Raw genomic sequence first — 21,506 nt, forward strand, 5'->3', positions numbered from 1 at the left:
ACACCTACAACCACCACCGCTGCCACACCGCACTGGGCGGCCGGCCACCCATCAGCCGTGTGAACAACCCTGCGGGTCAATACACCTAGGGCACGCGGGACGGGTCGACGGGGTCCTGGGTGTCGACGGCAGCATGGGCGCCAGTGAGATCAGCAGGTTGGCGAGAATCCGGTACCGGCACATGCAGATACGACTGGGGGCGCCCCTCCGGAGAGGGGCGCCCCCAGGGACGTACTACGGGCACTCAGTCCATGAACTTCTTGAACTCGTCCGGGAGCTCGAAGTCCTTACCGCCCTGCTGCGGCAGTCCGAAGGCGCCGCCGCCCTGAGCGGCCGCCTCGCGGCGCTGGACCGCCTCCAGCTCCTGCTGCTTGCGCTTCATCGGGTTGCCGGAGCGCTGCTTGCCCTTGGCCTGCTTCGGCTGCTTCTTCTGCCGGCCGGCGCCGCCGCCCATGCCCGGGATCCCCGGCATGCCGGGCATGCCGCCGCCCTGGGCCATGCGGGACATCATCTTGCGGGCCTCGAAGAACCGCTCCACGAGGCCCTTCACCGCGCTGACCTCGACACCGGAACCCTTGGCGATACGGGCGCGGCGCGAGCCGTTGATGATCGTCGGGTCCTGGCGCTCGCCCGGGGTCATCGACTTGATGATCGCGGCCGTGCGGTCGACGTCCCGCTCGTCCAGGTTGTTGATCTGGTCCTTGATCTGGCCCATGCCCGGGAGCATGCCGAGCAGCTTGGAGATGGAGCCCATCTTCCTGACCTGCTCCATCTGGGACAGGAAGTCGTCCAGGGTGAAGTCCTGGCCCTTCTTCGACGCCAGCTTGGAGGCCATCTTGGCGGCCTCTTCCTGACTGAACGTCTTCTCCGCCTGCTCGATCAGGGTGAGCAGGTCACCCAGGTCGAGGATGCGGGAGGCCATGCGGTCCGGGTGGAACGCGTCGAAGTCCTCGAGCTTCTCGCCGTTCGACGCGAACATGATCGGCTTGCCGGTGACCTGGCGGATCGACAGGGCGGCACCACCGCGGGCGTCACCGTCGAGCTTGGAGAGCACCACGCCGTCGAAGCCGACGCCGTCGCGGAAGGCCTCGGCGGTGTTGACGGCGTCCTGACCGATCATCGCGTCGACGACGAACAGGATCTCGTCCGGAGAGACGGCGTCGCGGATGTCCGCGGCCTGCTGCATCATCTCCTGGTCGATACCGAGACGGCCGGCGGTGTCCACGATCACGATGTCGTGGACCTTGGTCCGCGCGTGCTCGATGGAGTCCCTGGCGACCTTGACCGGGTCGCCGACGCCGTTGCCCGGCTCCGGGGCGTAGACCGCGACACCGGCGCGCTCGGCGACGACGCTCAGCTGGTTGACGGCGTTGGGGCGCTGGAGGTCGGCGGCGACGAGCAGCGGCGAGTGGCCCTGCTCCTGGAGCCACTTGCCGAGCTTGCCCGCGAGGGTGGTCTTACCGGCACCCTGCAGACCGGCCAGCATGATCACGGTCGGGGGCTGCTTGGCGAAGCGCAGCCGCCGGGTCTCGCCACCGAGGATGGTGACGAGTTCGTCGTTGACGATCTTCAGAACCTGCTGGGCCGGGTTCAGCGCCTTGGAGACCTCGGCGCCGAGCGCGCGCTCCTTGACGTTCTTGATGAACGTGCGCACGACGGGCAGGGCCACGTCCGCCTCGAGGAGCGCGATCCGGATCTCGCGCGCGGTGGCGTCGATGTCCGCCTCGGAGAGCCGTCCCTTGCCGCGCAGGTTCTTGAAAGTCGCTGACAGGCGATCGGAGAGAGTGTCGAACACGGCGCTCGCGGTCCTCGGGGTCGGTGATGGCTGCTGGGAATCGCCCTCCAGGGTATCCCGGCGGCGAACTCATCGGGGAAGGGTCATCCTCTCAGGGTCTCCTCGAGGACCCGGGCCAGCGAGTTCGCGTCCGGCCCGGGCAGGGGTGCGCCCGCTCCGGTGGTGACGTAGAACGCGTCGACGGCGTTGGCGCCCAGGGTGCTGACGTGCATGCTGCGCACCCGTACCCCGGCCTTCTCCAGGGCCATCCCGATCCGGTGCAGCAGTCCGGGGGCGTCCTGGGTCCGTACCTCGATCACCGTGGCGTGGCGGGAGGCCGCCGGGGCCACCGTCACACGGGGCGGCGGGGCCACCCAGCCGCGGCGGCGCGGGTAGGCCGCGTCCCGCTCGGCGAGGCGGCCCGCGATGTCGAGGGAGCCGTCGAGGGCGCGGACCAGGTCGGCGCGCAGCCGGGCGGCCTGCGGCAGGGAGCCGTACTCGGCCGCGACCCGCCAGTTCAGCAGCAGGACCGAGCCGTCGTCGACGTCGTCGGGCAGGGTCAGGGCGCTCAGCTCGGCCGTGCGGACGGTCAGGCGGTGCACGGCGAGGACGCCTGCGACCGCGGGCAGCACGGCGGGCTGGTCCGGTACGGCGATCAGCAGCTCCACGCCGAGCGGCTCGGGCGTGCCGGAGGCCTCCTCCTCGGGCACCGGCTCCTTCTGCGCGCGCAGGGCGAGGACCGGGCTGCCGGTGCGGAAGGCCTCGATGGCGAGGCGTTCCTGCTCGGCCGTGGGCGCGGCGGGCTCGGGTTCCTCGGGGGCGTCCCCGGCGAGGACGGCGGAGACACGCCGTACGAGGTCGGCGACGAGGGAGCCGCGCCAGGACGACCAGGCGGCCGGGCCGGTGGCCAGGGCGTCCGCCTCGGTGAGGGCGTGCAGGAGTTCCAGCGTGCTCTGGGTGCCGACGGCCTCGGCGACCGAGCGGACGGTGGCGGGGTCCTCCAGGTCGCGCCGGGTGGCCGTTTCGATGAGCAGGAGGTGGTGCCGTACGAGGGTCGACAGCACCGCCACGTCCGCGCGGTCGAAGCCGATCCGGGCTGCCACGTCCTTGGCGATGATCTCGCCGGCCACGGAGTGGTCGCCGGGCCAGCCCTTGCCGATGTCGTGCAGCAGGGCGGAGACGAGGAGCAGGTCGGGGCGGCTGACGCGGCGGGTCAGCTCGGAGGCGCGGACCGCCGTCTCGATCAGGTGCCGGTCCACGGTCCAGATGTGGACGGCGTTGCGCTGCGGGCGGCAGCGGACCCGCTCCCAGTCCGGCAGGAGGCTGCTGATCAGGCCCTCCGCCTCCAGGGCCTCCCAGACGTCGACGGTCGGGCGGCCGGAGCCGAGCAGGGTCACCAGCTGTTCGCGGGCCTCGGCGGGCCAGGGCGTGGGCAGAGGGCGCGCGGTGGCGGCCATGCGCCGTACGGCGTGCAGCGAGAGCGGGAGTCCGGCCTGCGCCGCGGCGGCCGCGGCGCGCAGCGGGAGCACGGGGTCGCGCTCGGGGCGTGCGGTCCGGGCGAGCACCACCTCGCCGTCCTGCTCCACCACCCCCTCGGCCAGCGGGGAGCGCTCGGCGACCGGCTTGCCGCCGCCCAGCATGGCGCGCAGGCGCGGGCGGACGGCGCGCGAGCGCAGCACACGCCCCACTTCGCGCCAGGTGACGTCACTGGCGTACGAGATCACGCGCGCCGATTCATAGACCTGCCGCAGCAGGGTGTCGGCGTCCAGCAGGCCCAGCTCGGCCGCGACCTGGTCCTGTTCCTGCAGTGCGAGCCGGTCGGTGGCCCGGCCGGTGGCCAGGTGCAGGGCGTCCCGGACGTCGAGCAGGCGCCGGCGGGCGTCGGCGAGGCCCTCGCGCGGGGCGTCGGCCAGCCAGGAGGCGGCCACGGCGCGCAGGGCGGTGGCGTCCCTGAGGCCGCCGCGGGCCTCCTTGAGGTCGGGCTCCAGGAGGTACTGCAGCTCGCCCTGGCGTTCGGCGCGGTCGGCGCAGAGTTCCTGGAGTTCGGGGAGGCGCTTGGGCGCCTGGTTGCGCCAGTCGGCGAGCACGGCCGTGCGCAGTCCGGCGGTGAGGCCGAGGTCGCCGGTGAGATGGCGGGCGTCCAGGAGGCCGAGTTGGACTTTCAAATCCTCTCCGGCCGTCTTGCGGGCCTCCGCGGGGGTGCGCACGGAGTGGTCGAGGGCGAGGCCCAGGTCCCAGACGGGGTACCAGAGACGGTCGGCCAGGGCGGCGACCGCGCCGGGGTCGCTCCCGTCGTGCAGCAGCAGGAGGTCGAGATCGCTGCGCGGGGACAGCTCGCCGCGGCCGTAGCCGCCGACGGCGACGAGGGAGACGCCCTTGAGTCCGTCGGCCGCCGCCGTGAAGAGTCCGGCGAGCCAGTCGTCGGTCAGTTCGGCGAGGGCGGCACGGCGCGGCGGCCCGGACCGCGCCCCCTCGGTGAGGAGGCGCAGCCGGGCCGCCGCGTAGCCGCTGGGTCCCGAGTCATCCGCTTCGTTCCGCACATCCGTACCCGTCACCCAGCGACTCCTGTCCTTCTGTCGTGTCAGAGCGCGTCCGGGCCGCGCTCGCCGGTACGGACTCGTACGGCCGCCTCGACCGGCAGGGACCAGACCTTGCCGTCACCGATCTTGCCGGTGCGGGCCGCCTTGACGATGACCTCGATCAGCTGCTCGGCGTCGTCGTCCTCGGCCAGCACCTCGATGCGGATCTTGGGGACCAGGTCGACGGTGTACTCGGCACCGCGGTAGACCTCGGTGTGGCCCCGCTGACGACCGTAACCGCTTGCCTCGGTGACCGTCAGCCCGTGGACGCCGAAGGCCTGCAGGGCCTCCTTGATCTCATCCAGCCGGTGGGGCTTGACGACGGCGGTGATGAGCTTCATGCGTCCACCTTCTTGGTCTGCGCGGCGGCCGCGGCCGGGGCGTGGGCGGCGGATCCGATGACACCGCCGCCGGTGCCACTGAAGTCGTATGCGGTCTCGGCGTGCTCCGCCTGGTCGATGCCCGAGATCTCCTCGTCCTCGGTGACCCGCATTCCGATGGTCTTGTCGAGGAGGAAGGCGAGGACCGCGGAGACGATCAGGGAGTACGCGAGGACCGCGCCGACACCGGCGCACTGCTTCCACAGCTGGGTCCAGCTGTGGTCGCCGTAGAAGACACCGGTCGCGGTGGACTGGCCCTTTCCGGTGGCGAAGAAGCCGATCAGCAGGGAACCGAGGATGCCGCCGACCATGTGGACGCCTACGACGTCGAGCGAGTCGTCGTAGCCGAACTTGAACTTCAGACCGACGGCTGCGGCGCAGGCGACACCGGCGATGGCGCCGACGGCGATCGCGCCGAGCGGGGAGACCGCGCCACCGGACGGGGTGATCGCGACCAGACCGGCGACCGCACCCGAGGCGGCGCCCAGCGTGGTGAACGCGCCGTGCCGGATCTTCTCGTAGGCGAGCCAGGCCAGCATGGCGGCGGCCGTCGCGACCTGCGTGTTGACGAACATCAGCGCGCCGACGCCGTCGTCGTTGCCGAGCCACGAGCCGGCGTTGAAGCCGAACCAGCCGAACCACAGCAGACCGGCACCGAGCATGACCAGCGGGAGGCTGTGCGGGCGCATCGGGTCCTTCTTGAAGCCGACACGCTTGCCGATCACCAGGATCACGCCGAGCGCCCCGGCACCCGCGTTGATGTGGACCGCCGTACCACCGGCGAAGTCGATCACGCCGAGCTTGTAGGCCCAGCCGTCGGCGCCCCAGACCCAGTGGGCGACCGGCACGTAGACGACCGTGAGCCACAGGGCGATGAAGAGCGACCAGGCCGAGAACTTGACGCGGTCCGCGAGAGCGCCGCTTATCAGGGCCGGTGTAATGATGGCGAACATCATCTGGAAGACCATGAAGACGAAGATCGGGATGCTGTAGCCGTCCCACAGCTCCGTCAGTCCGATGTTGCTGAGGCCGAACCAGTCGGAGTTCCAGCCGATGAGGCTGTTGTTCGTGCCGAAGGCGAGGGAGAAGCCGTAGAGCACCCACAAAATGGTGACGATGCCCATGCTGATGAAGCTCATCATCAGCATGTTGAGGGTGCTCTTGACGCGGACCATGCCTCCGTAGAAGAAGGCCAGGCCCGGGGTCATGAGGAGCACCAGGGCGGAACAGATGAGCATGAAGCCTGTGTTCGCGGATGACAGCTTGGGTGCCTCCGCGGCAAGCGTGATGGCTGATGCCATCGGCGTCTCCTCGTCGGTTGGTACGGCCCCGTGCGGGCGGTGCCTGAGCGGTCCGGTCAGTGAGGGGTGGGCCGGTTATGCGCCAAGAGATTGGCGCAGCGCGGTTTCGGTGGAAGCCCCTCGTTGTTTCGCCGGGGTGACGAAGGCGCCTGGCGTGTTACGCGTAGATGAAGTGCGAGATACCTGACCGCGGGATCGTTATCGTGGCGCAACCTTCTCCGGAGGATCCCTCCGGCGGAAAAGGGCCGGCCGCGGCGGGCCTTCCGATGACCTGGCATGGGGGAGCCGAGTCGGGCAGTTCGGGAGGACCGGCCGCGGCCGGGGCATGCGTGTCCTGCGCTGTCAGACGGCCTCGGCGGTCTCCGGGAGGTCGACGGCGAGCTGGTCGGTGAGGTCGACGACGGCGCCGAGATCGCCGAAGTCGCGCACGGCCGTGTCGACCGTCTTTCGAATACGAGTGTTCACACGCTCCGAGCGGACCTTCTTGGCGATGCCCATGGCCTGCGAGGCGAACTCCGTGCTGCGCTCGGGCTCGCGTCGGAGCAGGTGCACGGTGGCCATGCCGATCAGGTTCAGTGCATACGACCGCTGGTGCTCACTGTCCTTGGCGAACAGGTCCACGGCCTGCTGCATCAGCGGCTCGGCCAGCGAGGCATAGGTGGGGCTGCGTCCGGCGACGTAGGCGAGGTCACGGAAGGAGTGGGAGTTCTCCCCGTACAGCTCGGCCTCGGAGAAGAAGCGGATCCAGTCGGGGTCCGGCTCGTCCCACTCGTCGGCCTCGGTGAAGGTGTCCTCGGCCATCCGGACCGCCCGCTTGCACTTGCCGGGCTGGCCCATGTTGGCGTACGCGCGGGCCTCCATCGCATACAGCATGGCCTGGGTGCGCGGGCTCGCGCAGTCACGGCTGCCGTACTGGGCGAGATGGATCAGCTCCAGGGCGTCGTCGGGCCGGCCGAGATGGATCATCTGACGGCTCATGCTGGAGAGGATGTACGAGCCGAGCGGCTTGTCGCCGGCCTCCTTGGCGGCGTGCAGGGCGAGGACGAAGTACTTCTGCGCGGTGGGCTGGAGCCCGACGTCGTACGACATCCAGCCGGCCAGCTCGGCCAGCTCGGCGGCGACCTTGAAGAGCTTGCGGGCGGTGGCCTCGGGCTGGGGTTCCTGGAGAAGGTCGGTGACCTCGTGCAGCTGACCCACGACCGCCTTGCGGCGCAGGCCGCCGCCGCACTGGGCGTCCCACTGGCGGAACATCCGGGTGGTGGACTCCAGCAGGTCCAGCTCGGGCTTGGACAGCCGGCCGGGCCTGCGGGACTCGAAGACGGGCTCGAACTCGGCCTCGGACGGGACCGGCGCGGAAGGGGCCGGCACCAGCCAGCGCTGCATGGGCTCGATGAGGGACGGGCCCGCGGACAGGGCCAGCGAGGTCCCGAGGAAGCCGCGCCGCGCCAGCATCAGGTCGCTGCGCGAGAACTCGCTGAGCAGGGCCACGGTCTGCGGACCCGTCCAGGGCAGGTCGACGCCGGACGCGGAGGGTGACTGACGGGCGGCGCGCAGACCGAGGTCCTCGATGGAGACGACACAGCCGAAGCGCTCCGAGAACAGCTCGGAGAGGATCCGCGGGATCGGCTCGCGCGGGTTCTCCCCGTCCAGCCAGCGGCGGACCCGCGAGGTGTCCGTGGAGATGTGGTTGGCACCCAACTGGCGTGCTCTGCGGTTCACCTGACGGGCCAGCTCGCCCTTGGACCAGCCACTGCGCACGAACCACGAACCGAGCAGCTCGTTGGGGCGCTTGTCAGCGTTCATCCCGCTACCGCCGTTGCCGCCCACTGGAACGCCCCCATCCCTGAGACCACTTGTCGCCGAATGCGCCAAGCCCTATCAGAATGCCGGTAAATACGGCCTCTCGTCCGCTGGTTCTCACCCTTCGAACGAGATGACGACTCGCCTCCGGCATACCCACGGGTGCATATGCCCCCCGGACTCGCACACTCACAGTAATCCTACGATCACCCGTCCAGCCATGGCGATCCCTGAAACGCCACCATTCGCCACCCCTTCGAATGAACTCACGATGGCCTCCTCGCGATTCACTTGACATAGGACGGCCGGAAGTGGGCGGAGTGATGCGCGCAGGGGCGCGCGAACTCCCATGCGCCACCCCTGGCGCTGCAAAGCGCCGCCTTGGCCTCACCGGGGCGAGGGGAGGCGGAGACGTAGCGTCACGTTCCGCTTCCGTCTCGCTCCGTGTCGTAACCACCGGCGCGCTGGACCCGTTGGAGGGGGCATGGGCTTCACGATCGGCGGCATCCGCGAGATCCGCTCCGGCACGCGTCGGCGCGGCCGCTCGTCGGAGTGCACCGCCGTCGCCGAGTTCACCGGGCTGTGGGGCTGGGACGTGGTGCCGGGCGCACGAGCCGCGGCGGGCGCCTGCTCCTGCGGGCACCCGGACTGTGCGGCGCCGGGCGCACACCCGCTCGACTTCGCGCCGCAGGTGTCGGCCGGGGCCACGCTCGACGAGGTGTCCAAGGCCTGGGCCGAGTTCCCGGGCGCGTCCGTGATGCTGCCCGTCGGCCGCGCGTTCGACGTCGTCGAGGTCGCCGAGCCCGCCGGGCGCCGCGCCCTGGTCCGTCTCGAACGCATGGGCCTTCCGCTCGGCCCGGTCACCGCGACCCCGGACGGCCGCGCCCACTTCTTCGTCGCCCCCGGCGCCGCCGCCGAGCTCCCCCAGCTGCTCTACCGCATGGGCTGGGACGACCCGTCCGCCCTGGACCTGCGCGGCCTCGGTCCGGGCACGTACATCACCGCTCCGCCCTCCGACCGGGGCGGCCGCGGCCCGGTGCGCTGGCTGCGCCCGCCGGCCCTGGACTCGGCGACCCGGCCTCCGGCGGCACGGCTGCTGCTGGGCACGCTGGCATATGTGGCGCACCGGTCGCGGGCGCGGGCCTGACGGCCGAATCCGCGGCGCACATGGCGAAGCCCCGTCCCCAACTGCACCTTGGGGGCGGGGCTTCTCGCGGCCCGACCAGCACCTAGGAACGTTCCTGCGTGCGATCAGCTGCCGCATTCGGGACGTGCCTACTCACCGATAAGGGCATCCACGAACGCCTCCGGCTCGAACGGCGCCAGGTCGTCCGCGCCCTCGCCGAGGCCGATCAGCTTGACCGGCACGCCCAGCTCGCGCTGGACCGCGACCACGATGCCGCCCTTGGCCGTGCCGTCCAGCTTGGTCAGCACGATGCCGGTGATGTCCACGACTTCGGCGAACACCCGGGCCTGCACCAGACCGTTCTGGCCGGTGGTGGCATCGAGGACGAGCAGCACCTCGTCCAGCGGCGCGTGCTTCTCGACCACGCGCTTGACCTTGCCCAGCTCGTCCATCAGGCCGGTCTTGGTGTGCAGACGCCCTGCGGTGTCGATGAGGACGACGTCGACCCCCATCTCCTTGCCTTCCTTGACCGCGTCGAAGGCGACGGAGGCGGGGTCACCGGCCTCCGGCCCGCGCACGGTGTAGGCGCCGACGCGCTCGCCCCAGGTCTGCAGCTGGTCGGCGGCGGCGGCACGGAAGGTGTCGGCGGCGCCGAGGACGACGGTACGGCCGTCGGCGACCAGGACGCGGGCGAGCTTGCCGGTGGTGGTGGTCTTGCCGGTGCCGTTGACGCCGACGACCATCACGATGCCGGGCTTGCGGTCCTCGGGCTCGGTCTTGACCGTGCGGTCGACGTCGGTGCCGACGAGCTTGAGCAGCTCGTCGCGCAGCAGACCGCGCAGCTCCTCCGGGGTGCGGGTACCGAGCACCTTCACGCGCTCGCGCAGCCGCTCGACCAGCTCCTGCGTGGGCAGCACGCCGACGTCGGCGGTGAGCAGCGTGTCCTCGACCTCCTCCCAGGTGTCCTCGTCGAGGTGCTCGCGGGACAACAGCGTGAGCAGGCCCTTGCCCAGGGCGTTCTGCGAGCGGGACAGGCGGGCGCGCAGGCGGACCAGCCGCCCGGCGGTGGGCTCCGGGATCTCGATCTCGGGAGCCTCGACAGTGGGGGGCTCCTCCACGGCGACCGGTGCCGAGCCGCCGGGGAGATCCACCTCCTCGATCGTCCGGCGCGGTTCGTCGCGCGGCGTCTCGGCCTCGTCGCCGACATGCGGCTCGGCCGGTGGCGCGGTGATGTCGGGCGCGGCGGGCGGCGGCGGGGGCAGCGGCTTCCTGCGCCGGCTGCCGACGATGAGCCCGCCGAGCGCGCCGAGCACGACCACGGCGATGACTACAGCAAGGATGACGGTTTCCATAACCCGTCCAGTATCAGCCATGGGTTACGGCGGAACCCTGCTTGTCGCTTCCTCCGAGGGACAAAGGCCCCCTTAAGGCATGACTCATATCAAAGTACGATGGCACCGGTTCCGTCAACGCGCGTAGAGTCCCCACGTCCCCTGTCCCCCCACCCTTAGGGCACCGTCTTTCATGAGCAAGACAGCCGAGACCGAAGGCGCTCTCGAGACCCGCGGCATCGAGCAGGTACCCGACCACGAGCGCACCGCGAGAACCCGGGAGCTGTTCCCGACCTGGGTCGGCGCCAACATCAGCGTGCTGCTGCTCACCATGGGCGCCAGTCTGGTGGTCGCGTACCACCTCAACATCTGGCAGGCGCTCGTCGTCGCGGTGGCCGCGCCGGTCGTGTCGTACGGCCTGGTCGGGCTGATCGGCGTCGCGGGCAAGCGCGGCGGGGCACCCGGCATGGCGCTGTCGCGCGCGGTGTTCGGGCAGCGCGGCAATCTGCTGCCCGGTGCGCTGATCTGGGTCGCCCGCTGGGGCTGGGAGACGATCAACGCGGTGACCGGCGCCTACGCGATGCTCACCATCCTGGACATCGTGTGCGGCATCAAGGCCAACAGTGTGCTGGACCTGGTGATGCTGCTGGCGTTCGTGGTCGCGACCTTCGCGATCTCGGGGCTGGGCATCAACGCCGTCCAGAAGTGCAACAAGTACGCGACCTACTTCTTCGGCATCTTCTCGGTGCTGGTGCTGGTGTACCTGGCCGTGAACACCGACTGGTCGAAGGTGATGGACCACAGCGCCGGTTCCACGGCCGCGGTGATCACCGGTATCGGCATGATCGCGGCGGGTGGCGTCAGCTGGATCCCGTCGGCACCCGACTTCACCCGCTACCTGCCGCGCACGGCGTCGTCGAAGGCGATCGTGGGCACGGCGGTGGGCGGCGCCGGCATCGTCGTGCTGCCGATGGTGCTGATGGGCGCGGTGATGGCGGTCTCCACCCCGGACCTGGCCTCGGCCTCCGACCCGGTCTCCTTCCTCGGCGAGATCCTGCCTACCTGGATCGCGGTGCCGTACCTGCTGATCGCGCTGATCGGCATGCTGCTGATCAACTCCATGTCGATGTACTCGGCCGGCTTCACCGCGCAGACCCTCGGCATCAAGGCGCCCCGGCACTGGGCGGTCTCGGTCAACGCCGTGATCTCGCTGGTCTTCGGCGGGGTGCTGATGCTGGTGGCGACCAGCTTCCTGGGTTCCTTCATCGCCTTCCTCTCCCTGCTCGCGGTGGCCTTCTCCGCGTGGGTCGGCGTGTTCGGCGCGGACATGCTCCGCCGGACCGAGTACGACGGCGCGGCCATCACCGACACCACCCGCACCAGCGCCTACTGGTACCGGGGCGGCTTCTCCCCGGCCGCGGTGGCAGCCTGGGCGATCGGCCTGGCAGCGGGCCTGATGTTCACCACCTCGGACTGGTTCACCGGCCCGCTGGCCAAGAACAACGTCATCGGCGAGTACGGCCTCGGCTGGGTCGCCACGATCGTGATCTCCGGCCTGCTGTACCTGGCCCTGCCGAAGCCCGCGGTGGTCACACCGCAGACGGCGGAGGAGGCCGAAGAGGTCGAGGAGGCCGAGGAGGCCGAGGAGGCCGAGCCTCTGGCCGTCTGACGCTCCGTCAGCTACCGTCCCCCTCCACCGAGCAGTACCGGAGGGGGACTTCCCATGCCCGTCACGGTCGTGCGTTTCAACCTCGTCGCTCCCAGCGCCGCCCCCGCCTCCCTCGCCGCCCGCTACCGGGCGGCTCTGGAGATGGCCGCGTACGCGGACGAGCACGGGATCACCACCGTCCAGACCGAGGAGCACCACGGCGTCGACGACAACTGGCTGCCGTCGCCGTTCGCCTTCGCGGGCGCGGTGTTCGGGGCGACCCGGAACATCGCGGTGACGGTGTCGGCGGTGATCGGCCCGCTGCACGATCCGCTGCGGCTGGCCGAGGAGATCGCCGTACTGGATCTGCTCAGCGGCGGACGGCTGGTGACGGTGGCCGGGATCGGCTACCGGCCCGAGGAGTACGCCCTGTTCGACGTGGACTGGAAGCGGCGCGGCCGGCTGCAGGACGAGTTGCTGGAGACCCTGCTGCAGGCATGGACCGGCGAGGAGTTCACGTACCGGGGCCGTACGGTACGGCTCACCCCGCGCCCGTACACCGATCCGCACCCCCTGCTGCTGGTCGGCGGCTCGTCGAAGGCCGCCGCCCGCCGAGCCGCCCGGCTCGGTCTGCCGTTCTTCCCGAGCGCGCATCTGCCGGAGCTGGAGGCGTACTACAAGGAACAGCTCACCGTGTTCGGCACCGCGGGCTGGACGATGATGCCGGCGGCCGAGACCCCGCTGCTGCACCTCGCCGAGGACCCGGACCGGGCGTGGTCCGAGTACGGCGGGCACTTCCTGCACGAGGCCCGCACCTACGCCTCCTGGCAGTCCGGCGACATCCGCTCGGCGGTGCGGTCGGCGGCCACGACGGTCGAGGAGCTGCGCGCCGAGGGCGTGTACCGGATCCTCACGCCGGAGCAGTGCGTGGCGCAGGGGCTGGACAGTCTCGTCCTGCATCCGCTGGCGGGCGGGATGCCAGTGGAGGAGGGCTGGCGCAGCCTGCGGTTGTTCGCGGAGCGGGTGCTTCCGGCGCTGGGGGGCTGAGCAGGGGGTTCGGACGTGGTGTGCTCGCTGGGCGCCCGTCACCTCCCCCTGTTGGACGGCGACTGGATGGAGAACAACATCGAGGCGGCGACACTGCGTGACCAGCGGCTCGGAGCCCGCGTCCTCATCTGGTGACCACGCCCGTACGACACACCGTCGCCCCCGCCCGGCCAGTGGCCGAGCGGGGGCGACGGACGGTACGAGGAGCCGGGCAGCGGGGACTTGGCCCGTCTCCTCGGGACTGTGGGACCTAGCCCATCTCCTCCAGCGCCTTGCCCTTCGTCTCCTTGACGAACTTCAGGACGAACGGGATGGAGAGCGCGGCGAAGACGGTGTAGATCACGTAGGTGCCGGACAGGTTCCAGTCGGCCAGCGACGGGAAGCTCGCGGTGATGGCCCAGTTGGCGATCCACTGCGCGGCGGCGGCCACGCCCAGGGCGGCGGCGCGGATCTTGTTCGGGAACATCTCGCCGAGCATGACCCAGACGACCACACCCCAGGACAGGGCGAAGAAGAGGACGAACACGTGGGCGGCGACCAGGGCGATCCAGCCCTGCGTCGCGGGCAGCTTGCCGTCGACCAGGTGGTGGGAGAACGCCCAGGCCTCCAGCGCGAGGCCGACGGCCATGCCGACCGAGCCGATGAGCGCGAGCGGCCTGCGGCCGATGCGGTCCACGAAGATCATCGCGATCACGGTGCCGACGATGTTGATGATCGACGTCGTGAAGGAGTAGAAGAACGAGTCCGTCGGGTCGACACCGACCGACTGCCACAGCGTCGAGGAGTAGTAGAACGCGACGTTGATGCCGACGAACTGCTGGAAGACCGACAGGCCGATACCGATCCAGACGATCGGCTTGAAGAAGAAGCCACCGCCGAGCAGGTCCTTGAAGGTGGACTTGTGCTCGCTGTTCATCGCCTGCTCGATCTCGGCGACACGGGCGTCCAGGTCACGGTCCTGGCCCTCGACCTCGGCGAGGATCTCGCGGGCACGGTCACGCTTGCCGACGGAGATGAGGAAGCGCGGGGACTCGGGGATCGCGAAGGAGAGCAGGCCGTACAGCACGGCCGGGACGACCATCACACCGAGCATGACCTGCCAGGCCTCCAGGCCCATCAGCTTGCCGCGCTGGTCACCGCCGGCGGCGTTGAGCAGGCCCCAGTTGACCAGCTGCGAGATGGCGATGCCGATGACGATCGCGGCCTGCTGGAAGGAGCCGAGGCGGCCGCGGTACGCGGGCGGGGCGACCTCGGCTATGTAGGCGGGGCCGATGACCGAGGCCATTCCGATGGCGAAGCCGCCGACGACGCGCCAGAGGGCGAAGTCCCACAGCGAGAAGGGCAGGGCCGAGCCGACGGCGCTGACCGTGAACAGCAGGGCGGCGATCTGCATCACGCGGATACGGCCGATCCGGTCGGCTATGCGGCCGGCGGTCGCGGCACCGACGGCACAGCCGATCAGGGCGATGGCGATGACCTGGGCGAGCGCCGCGGAACCGATGCCGTAACGGTCACGGATCGCCTCGACGGCGCCGTTGATCACGGAGCTGTCGTAGCCGAACAGGAAGCCGCCCATCGCGGCCGCCGCCGCGATGAAGATGACGTGCCCGAGATGCTCGGGGTGAGCCGTCCTGGCTCCTTGCTGAGGTGCCTGCGCTGTGCTGGTCACGGAAAACTCCTCGGGCCACGGCAACGCTGCCGGGTGGGGGTGAGCCCTCTCAGGTAGTGACACCTGAAGGTAAAAGCAACGTTGCAGAGACTATGCCTTCAAGTTTCGAAGTCAATAGACCGACTGCTGTGAGCTTTAAGATAGGCCCGAGGGTTCTGTGTTCAAGAAGTGAACATCGAGTCAGTTGATCTTGAGTGGTTTGTCTAGCGCAGGCGCTGAGAGATGACCTTCGACACGCCGTCGCCCTGCATGGACACGCCGTAGAGCGCGTCGGCGACCTCCATCGTGCGCTTCTGGTGCGTGATCACGATCAGCTGCGAGGACTCCTGCAGCTCCTGCATGATCCGGATCAGCCGCTGGAGGTTGGTGTCGTCCAGGGCGGCCTCGACCTCGTCCATGACGTAGAACGGGCTGGGCCGGGCCTTGAAGATCGACACCAGCATCGCCACCGCGGTCAGCGACCGCTCGCCGCCCGACAGCAGGGAGAGCCGCTTGACCTTCTTGCCCGGCGGGCGGGCCTCGACGTCGACGCCCGTGGTGAGCATGTTGTCGGGGTCGGTCAGGATCAGCCGCCCCTCGCCGCCCGGGAACAGCCGGCTGAAGACGCCCTCGAACTCGCGGGCGGTGTCCCGGTAGGCCTCGGTGAAGACCTGCTCGACGCGCTCGTCGACCTCCTTCACCACCTGGAGCAGGTCTGCGCGGGTCTTCTTCAGGTCTTCGAGCTGCTCGCTGAGGAACTTGTGGCGCTCCTCCAGCGCGGCGAACTCCTCCAGGGCGAGCGGGTTCACCTTGCCGAGCTGCTGGTAGGCGCGCTCGGCGGCCTTGAGCCGCTTCTCCTGCTCACCGCGCACGAACGGCCTCGGCCGGTTGCGCGGGTGCTCGGGGTCCTCCGGCAGTTCCTCGCCCTCGGCGGGCAGGGACGGCGGTACGAGCTGATGGGGGCCGTACTCGGACATGAGCCCCGCGGGCTCCACGCCCAGCTCCTCCAGCGCCCTGGTCTCCAGCTGCTCGATCCGCAGCCGCTTCTCGGCGCCGAGCACCTCGCCGCGGTGCACGGAGTCGGTGAGCTTGTCGAGCTCGGCCTTGAGGTCGCGGCCGGCGGTGCGCGCGGCGCTCAGCTCCCGCTCCCGCGTGGCCTTGGCGGCCTCGGCCGCGGCCCGCTCCTGCTCGGCGCGCGCCAGCGACACCTCGACATGCGCGAGCAGCTGGCGTGCACCGGAGGCGACGGCCTCCGCCACGGTCGCCTCGTGCCGCAGCCGCGCCCGCCGCTGCTCGGCACGCACGCGTGCCTCGCGCTCCGCGCGGGCGGCGCGGTCCAGCGAGTCGGCCCGCCCGGCGAGCCCCTTCACCCGCTCCTCGTGCGTACGGACCTGGAGCCGGGCCTCCATCTCGGTCTGCCGGGCGTTGGCGCCGTCGGCCGCGAGCCGGTCCCGCACCGAGGTGTCCGGCTCCTCCTCGACCGGCATCTCCTCGGCGACGGCCAGCCGTTCGGCCAGCTCCTCGGCATCCTGTACGGCCTTGTCGAGGGCCTCCTGCGCGCGCGCCGCCGCCGCCGTGGACCGCTCGGCCTCTCCGGCGGCACCGCGCGCCTGCCCGGCGAGCCGCCCCAGCTGCTGGGCCACGGCCGACTTCTCCCGGTCGGCGGCCCGGCGCCGCTCCCCCAGCTCCTCCACGAGCGCGGCGGCCTCGGTGCGCCGCGCGGCCGCCGCGTGCTGCGCCTCGGTGAGTTCCTCGCACCGCACCGCCAGCTCTTCCAGCTCCGCGGCGGCCTCGTCCACGGAGGCCTGTACCTCCAGCAGACTGGGCGCCCCGGCCGACCCGCCGTGCGCGAAGTGCGCGCCGAGCAGATCGCCCTCGGCGGTGACGGCGGTCAGCTCGGGGTGGGCGTAGACGAGATCCTCGGCGTCTTCGAGCGTGCCCACGACGACGATGCCGCGCAGCAGGCGGCGTACGGCGGGCATGAGTTCGGCGGGGCCGCGGACCAGGTCGGCGGCGAACGGATGTCCCTCGGGGCCGGGGCTGCCCGGGGCGAAGGCGTCGGGGCCGTGCTCCCTCGAACCGCTGCCCTCCGGCGCCCCCGCCAGCAGCAGCGCCGCGCGCCCGCCGTCCTGCTTGCGCAGGAGCCGGATCGCCTCGGCCGCCGATGCCGGTGTCGTCACGGCGATGGCGTCGGCCGCCGCGCCGAAGGCTGCGGCCAGGGGGATCTCGTAGCCCGGGGTCACGGTCAGCAGTTCCGCGGCCGGGCCCAGGATTCCGGTGAGGCGGTCCCGGGCGCCGAGCAGTATGCCGGTGCCGTCCTTGCGCCTGAGGCCCAGCGCCAGCGCCTCGTGGCGGGCCTGGGTCGCGGCGCGCCTGCGTTCGGCCGCGGTGGCCGCCTCGCGGGCCGCGCTCAACGCGGACTCGGCCTCGCCGAGCTGCCGTTTCGCCGCCTCGTGCTGCTCGGCCAGGTCCGCGTCGCCGGCGTCGAGACCGTCGACCTCGGCCTTGAGGGCCTCGTACTCCTCCTGGGCGGCGACGGCACGTTCCTGTGCCTCGTCGCGGGCGGCGGCCAGGCGGTCGATCTCGGACTGGGCCGCGGCGGCTCGCGAACGGGCCGCGTTGACCTGGCCGTTGAGCCGAGCCAGACCCTCGCGGCGGTCGGCGATCGCGCGGGCCACGTCCTTCAGGCGCCGCTCCTCGACGGCCAGTTCACGCTCCAGCTCGGCACGGTGCGCGACCGTGTCCTCCAGGGCCCGCTCGGCCGCCTCCAGGGCCGCCTCCAGCTCGGCCTCCTGCTCGCGGATACGGGCGGCTTCGCGCTCCATGTCCTCGGGGTCGCGGCCGCGCCGCTCCTCCGGGGGTGCGGAGGTGGCGCTCTTCACCCGGGCGTCGGCCAGCGAGATCGTGCCGCGCACCCGCTCGGCCAGCTGGGACAGCTCGTACCAGGTCTGCTGGGCGCGCTGGAGGCGCGGGGTGAGCTGCCGTACCTCGTCCTCCAGCAGGGCCTCCCGCTGGAGCGCCTTCTTCAGCTCCTGCTCTGCGGTTTCCTTGCGCTCCTTCAGGGCCGCCTCGTCGGCGATCTCCGTCTTCAGAGCCTCGCGCAGTCGTACGAGGTCGTCGGCGAGCAGGCGCAGGCGCGCGTCGCGGAGGTCGGCCTGGATGACGGCGGCCCGGCGGGCTACGGCTGCCTGGCGGCCGAGCGGCTTGAGCTGGCGGCGCAGCTCGTCGGTGAGGTCTTGCACGCGCGCGAGGTTGGCCTGCATCGCGTCCAGCTTCCGCAGCGCCTTCTCCTTGCGCTTGCGGTGCTTCAGCACACCCGCGGCCTCCTCGATGAAGGCGCGGCGGCCCATCGGGTCCGCATGCAGGACGGAGTCGAGCTGGCCCTGGCCGACGATGACGTGCATCTCGCGGCCGATACCGGAGTCGGACAGCAGATCCTGGATGTCCAGGAGACGGCAGGTGTCGCCGTTGATCTGGTATTCGCTGCCGCCGTTGCGGAACATGATCCGCGTGATGGTGACCTCGGCGTACTCGATGGGCAGCGCCCCGTCGGAGTTGTCGATGGTCAGGGACACCTCGGCGCGGCCCAGCGGCGGGCGGCCGGTGGTGCCGGCGAAGATGACGTCCTCCATCTTGCCGCCGCGCAGCGACTTGGCGCCCTGCTCGCCCATGACCCAGCTGAGCGCGTCCACGACGTTGGACTTGCCCGAGCCGTTCGGGCCGACGACACACGTGATACCCGGTTCGAACCGGAGTGTGGTCGCCGAGGCGAACGACTTGAACCCGCGGAGGGTCAGGGCCTTGAGGTGCACGCCGCTGGACTCTACCTTCCGCCGCTATCTCACTCCACGAACACTCGCAACCCCACGGTTTCGCCATTGAACATGCAGGGCACACCAGACGTTAAAGACAGTGAAAGGATGCGGGGGAAAGAAAGAAGGGACGCCGAAGCGTCCCTTGCAGCTCTGACGGCTGGGTCTCAGTCGTCTGACAACTGTGCGGTTGATTACGGGCAGCCCAACCGCTGCGACTGCTGTTGTGGAGCTGATGCAGCGATCAGGTGAGCGCAGGCTCCGCCTGGTGTGCGTCGATGCTCTCCATGATCCTGTCCTGAGAGGCGGCAGCCGTCAGCGCGTCGTTCTCCGCCTGGATGCGTCCGAGCTCGGACTCCAGGTCCTGGACACGCTGCTGCAGCCGTCGCATCTCGGCGAGGAGTCGAGGGTCGGAGCCGCCGACGTAACCGAGAAGCGCCTTTGCCATGATGGATGGTCCTCCACACTGAGTGACCGACCGATGCGGTGTGGGTCGTGAGGGATTCGCACCCGCGGTGCTTGGCACACTCGAGTGTTGCTCTGCCGTTCTTACATGCCAAACAGCTAAGGTGCGCGGGGCTTTCAGCGTCTCACCAAAAAGTTTGACGGTCAACACGATCACACCCTGTATTGGCGGGCAAACCCGGGGCGCGCGACCTACGAACGGCGGCGCTGCTGCTCCTGCGGGGCCCTCAGGGCGTGACGATCAGCTGTTCCGGGGGAGCCTGCCATGCCTCGCTCTTCTTGGCAACCACCAGCCCATTTCTGCTCCGGGCATGTGCCCGAGGCAGATCGCCACGGGTCGGCCTGCGGGGCTTTACAGAATCGGGTCAGCGGATGGCGAAGCCGTCGTAGCCGCCGCGAGGTGTGTCCCAGATCTCGGTGACACCGTCCACATGCCCGGGCGTGTCGCCGCCCCCCAGCCAGTCCAGCAGTCCCTCACAGCCCACGCGCGGTCCTTCCGCGACCACCTGGACGCGGCCGTCGCCCAGATTGAGAGCAAAACCACTCAGACCGCCGATCTCCAGCGCCTTGGCCCGCGTGAACCAGCGAAAACCCACACCTTGGACGCGTCCACGGACCCAGGCAACCAGTCGAACATCCTCGCTCATGGGTGCAACCTAACGGGCCAAAGTCACTCGGAACACTTCCCGCCTCACTCGTATGGGGTACCGTCCCGACCCAATGAATCTCATATGAAACTCACTGGATCGAGTGAGTTGGGTTGACCGGAGGTCAATCGCCACCGAGGCGCCGGGCGCCGGGTCGACCCCGCGAGACGAGAAGAGGGCAAGGACATGGGACGCCACCGACGCTCCGCCGCCGGCCGCGGCGCCCCGGACCGCGCCACGGGGGTCACCCACACGAACCGCCCCGTCACGCGTGGCGAAGACCCGCTGGACTCGTACGTGGGCGACCGCGTCCCCATGGGTATCGCGCCGTACCTGAACCCGGAGGCGTACGCCGAGGCCAACGCCAGGAGCACGGCCTACCTGTTCGCGATGGACGGCCAGTCGTCGTGGAACGCCTCCGGCGGCCGCGGGTTCAGCCCGGCCGGCGGTCCGTCCCATGGCCACCGCCACCGCAAGAAGGTCGCGAAGCCGGTGCGCACGGGTCTGCTCGGGATCTCCGCCGCCGTCGCCCTCGGCACGGTCGCGGTGACCACCGGTGCGGTGCCGGGCCTGCAGCACTACCAGCTCGGCGGCGGCTCGCACACCACCGGCGGCGACGGGGTGCAGGCCGCGAACTCCCCCAGCAACACCACCACCGAGCAGGGCGGCACCTCGGGCAGCGCGGACAGCCCGGTCGGCGGCTCGTCCTCGAGCCGTGGCACCGCGCCCTCTGCGTCGCCGACCCCGTCCGCGTCGGCCTCCGCCTCCGAGTCCGCCTCGGCCCCGGCCGCCCCGCCGAAGAAGCCGGCGAAGAAGCCGAAGCCGGCCACCAAGCCGAAGCACACCCCGTCGCACAAGGGGCCCAAGGCACCAACGGCGTCCTCGGCGCCGGTGACGGTGTCGGCCCAGGCCGCCGCCGAGGCGGAGGTGCTGAAGCTCGTCAACGAGGAGCGGGCGAAGGTCGGGTGCAGCGCGCTGGCGGCGAACTCCTCGCTGACCAGGCTGGCCGAGGCGTTCAGCGACGACATGGCCGCGCGCGACTTCTTCGACCACACCGACCCGGACGGGGCCACCCCGTGGGACCGGGCCGCGAAGGCGGGCATCGCCGACCTCGGCGGCGAGAACATAGCCCGCGGCCAGACGGACGCGGCAGCCGTGATGCAGGCCTGGATGGACAGCCCCGGCCACCGCGCCAACATCCTGAACTGCGACTTCAAGACCCTGGGAGTCGGCGTGCACCTCGGCTCGGACGGCCCTTGGTGGACGCAGGACTTCGGCTACTGAGATAGCCGCAGGTCAGACGGCTAAGCACCCTCCTGGGCCGTGTCCGAGCCGTCATCCGTGGGTTCCTCATCCGCGAAGACGCGATCCACGGCGGCCCGGGTCCGGGTCCCGCTCGACGGCATCAGGTGCGTGTACGTCCGCAGCGTGAAGCCGGGGTCATGGTGGCCCAGGTACTCGCTGAGAGCCTTGATGCTCTCCCCCGCATCCAGCAGCACCGAGGCGTAGAAGTGCCGCAGGCGTGCATGCCGTTGTCCCGCCCAGTTTCGACGCCCGCCGCCCGAAGTGCCGGCCGCCAGACGCGATGGTTGAAGCGGTTCCGGTCCAGTGCCAGCCCCATGGAGCCGGTGAAGATCAGCGATGCCGTCACCGGCGGCCCGTCAAGCACCCGTCGTCGCGTCGCTCCTCCGGGCGGGAGCGGGCGGCCGGCGGCGCCCGCGCTCATGTCTCCGCCCCGCTCGGCACCGCCGGCCGCCCGCTCCCGCCCAAGAGGCAGACACACGGAGCATGAGGTCAGAACACGTCGCGGCTGGGGCGGTCGGCTCCGCGACTTTAGCCAGCCACTTTGGCGCGAGCCTCGAAGATCATGGCCCCAACGTCGTGCTTTACCGGGCAGGTCCACAGACTGCCCGACGCGCCGGAAGCTTACGGGGCCATGATCACTCGC

Annotated in this window: 14 protein-coding genes and 1 pseudogene; 4 read left to right on the forward strand and 11 right to left on the reverse strand. The window is 70.6% G+C overall.

Annotation, left to right across the window (positions count from 1 at the left end):
- Positions 1-244: 244 nt before the first annotated feature.
- The 5 genes from ffh to ACIRVH_RS31750 form a co-directional block, all read right to left on the reverse strand.
- Complete coding sequence (gene ffh, locus ACIRVH_RS31730; protein ID WP_403960285.1) at positions 245-1,795, reverse strand: signal recognition particle protein; 1,551 nt, start codon at positions 1,793-1,795, stop codon at positions 245-247.
- Positions 1,796-1,878: 83 nt separating this feature from the next.
- On the reverse strand, positions 1,879-4,329 hold the full coding sequence (locus ACIRVH_RS31735; RefSeq protein ID WP_403960288.1) for a [protein-PII] uridylyltransferase: 2,451 nt from the start codon (positions 4,327-4,329) through the stop codon (positions 1,879-1,881).
- Positions 4,330-4,355: 26 nt separating this feature from the next.
- Complete coding sequence (locus tag ACIRVH_RS31740; RefSeq protein WP_403960290.1) at positions 4,356-4,694, reverse strand: P-II family nitrogen regulator; 339 nt, start codon at positions 4,692-4,694, stop codon at positions 4,356-4,358.
- Positions 4,691-6,034 carry an ammonium transporter gene (locus tag ACIRVH_RS31745; protein WP_403960293.1) on the reverse strand — a complete coding sequence of 448 codons (1,344 nt, stop codon included), beginning with the start codon at positions 6,032-6,034 and terminating at the stop codon, positions 4,691-4,693. The genes ACIRVH_RS31740 and ACIRVH_RS31745 overlap by 4 nt, the downstream gene beginning before the upstream one ends.
- Before the next feature lie 342 nt (positions 6,035-6,376).
- Positions 6,377-7,861: a hypothetical protein gene (locus tag ACIRVH_RS31750; RefSeq protein ID WP_403960295.1), complete on the reverse strand. Its 1,485-nt coding sequence runs from the start codon at positions 7,859-7,861 to the stop codon at positions 6,377-6,379.
- Positions 7,862-8,318: 457 nt separating this feature from the next.
- Here ACIRVH_RS31750 and ACIRVH_RS31755 point away from each other — a divergent pair, with 457 nt between their 5' ends.
- Positions 8,319-8,981, forward strand: coding sequence for a bifunctional DNA primase/polymerase (locus ACIRVH_RS31755; protein ID WP_403960298.1), 663 nt, complete (start codon positions 8,319-8,321; stop codon positions 8,979-8,981).
- 128 nt (positions 8,982-9,109) lie between these two features.
- On the opposite strand, the gene ftsY is transcribed toward ACIRVH_RS31755, so the two are convergent.
- Complete coding sequence (gene ftsY / locus ACIRVH_RS31760; RefSeq protein ID WP_403960300.1) at positions 9,110-10,312, reverse strand: signal recognition particle-docking protein FtsY; 1,203 nt, start codon at positions 10,310-10,312, stop codon at positions 9,110-9,112.
- Between the two features lie 172 nt (positions 10,313-10,484).
- On the opposite strand from ftsY, the gene ACIRVH_RS31765 reads away from it, so the two are divergent.
- Both ACIRVH_RS31765 and ACIRVH_RS31770 read left to right on the forward strand, forming a co-directional pair.
- Complete coding sequence (locus tag ACIRVH_RS31765) at positions 10,485-11,960, forward strand: cytosine permease (protein ID WP_403960303.1); 1,476 nt, start codon at positions 10,485-10,487, stop codon at positions 11,958-11,960.
- A 54-nt stretch (positions 11,961-12,014) separates the two neighbouring features.
- Positions 12,015-12,986: an LLM class flavin-dependent oxidoreductase gene (locus ACIRVH_RS31770; RefSeq protein WP_403960305.1), complete on the forward strand. Its 972-nt coding sequence runs from the start codon at positions 12,015-12,017 to the stop codon at positions 12,984-12,986.
- 250 nt (positions 12,987-13,236) lie between these two features.
- On the opposite strand, the gene ACIRVH_RS31775 is transcribed toward ACIRVH_RS31770, so the two are convergent.
- From ACIRVH_RS31775 to ACIRVH_RS31790, 4 genes are all read right to left on the reverse strand, one after another.
- Positions 13,237-14,655 carry a sugar porter family MFS transporter gene (locus ACIRVH_RS31775; protein ID WP_403960308.1) on the reverse strand — a complete coding sequence of 473 codons (1,419 nt, stop codon included), beginning with the start codon at positions 14,653-14,655 and terminating at the stop codon, positions 13,237-13,239.
- 203 nt (positions 14,656-14,858) lie between these two features.
- A complete protein-coding gene (smc, locus tag ACIRVH_RS31780; RefSeq protein WP_403960311.1) occupies positions 14,859-18,446 on the reverse strand; it encodes a chromosome segregation protein SMC in 3,588 nt (1,195 codons plus the stop codon).
- Positions 18,447-18,690: 244 nt separating this feature from the next.
- Complete coding sequence (locus tag ACIRVH_RS31785) at positions 18,691-18,894, reverse strand: hypothetical protein (protein ID WP_067004905.1); 204 nt, start codon at positions 18,892-18,894, stop codon at positions 18,691-18,693.
- 382 nt (positions 18,895-19,276) lie between these two features.
- Positions 19,277-19,558 carry an acylphosphatase gene (locus ACIRVH_RS31790; protein WP_386576500.1) on the reverse strand — a complete coding sequence of 94 codons (282 nt, stop codon included), beginning with the start codon at positions 19,556-19,558 and terminating at the stop codon, positions 19,277-19,279.
- A 186-nt stretch (positions 19,559-19,744) separates the two neighbouring features.
- Here ACIRVH_RS31790 and ACIRVH_RS31795 point away from each other — a divergent pair, with 186 nt between their 5' ends.
- Complete coding sequence (locus ACIRVH_RS31795) at positions 19,745-20,842, forward strand: CAP domain-containing protein (protein ID WP_403960315.1); 1,098 nt, start codon at positions 19,745-19,747, stop codon at positions 20,840-20,842.
- Positions 20,843-20,862: 20 nt separating this feature from the next.
- Here ACIRVH_RS31795 and ACIRVH_RS31800 read toward each other — a convergent pair.
- A pseudogene (locus tag ACIRVH_RS31800) lies at positions 20,863-21,230 on the reverse strand (tyrosine-type recombinase/integrase); the annotation flags it as partial.
- Positions 21,231-21,506 lie beyond the last annotated feature (276 nt).

Source organism: Streptomyces sp. NPDC101165, assembly GCF_044768135.1.
Lineage (GTDB): Bacteria > Actinomycetota > Actinomycetes > Streptomycetales > Streptomycetaceae > Streptomyces.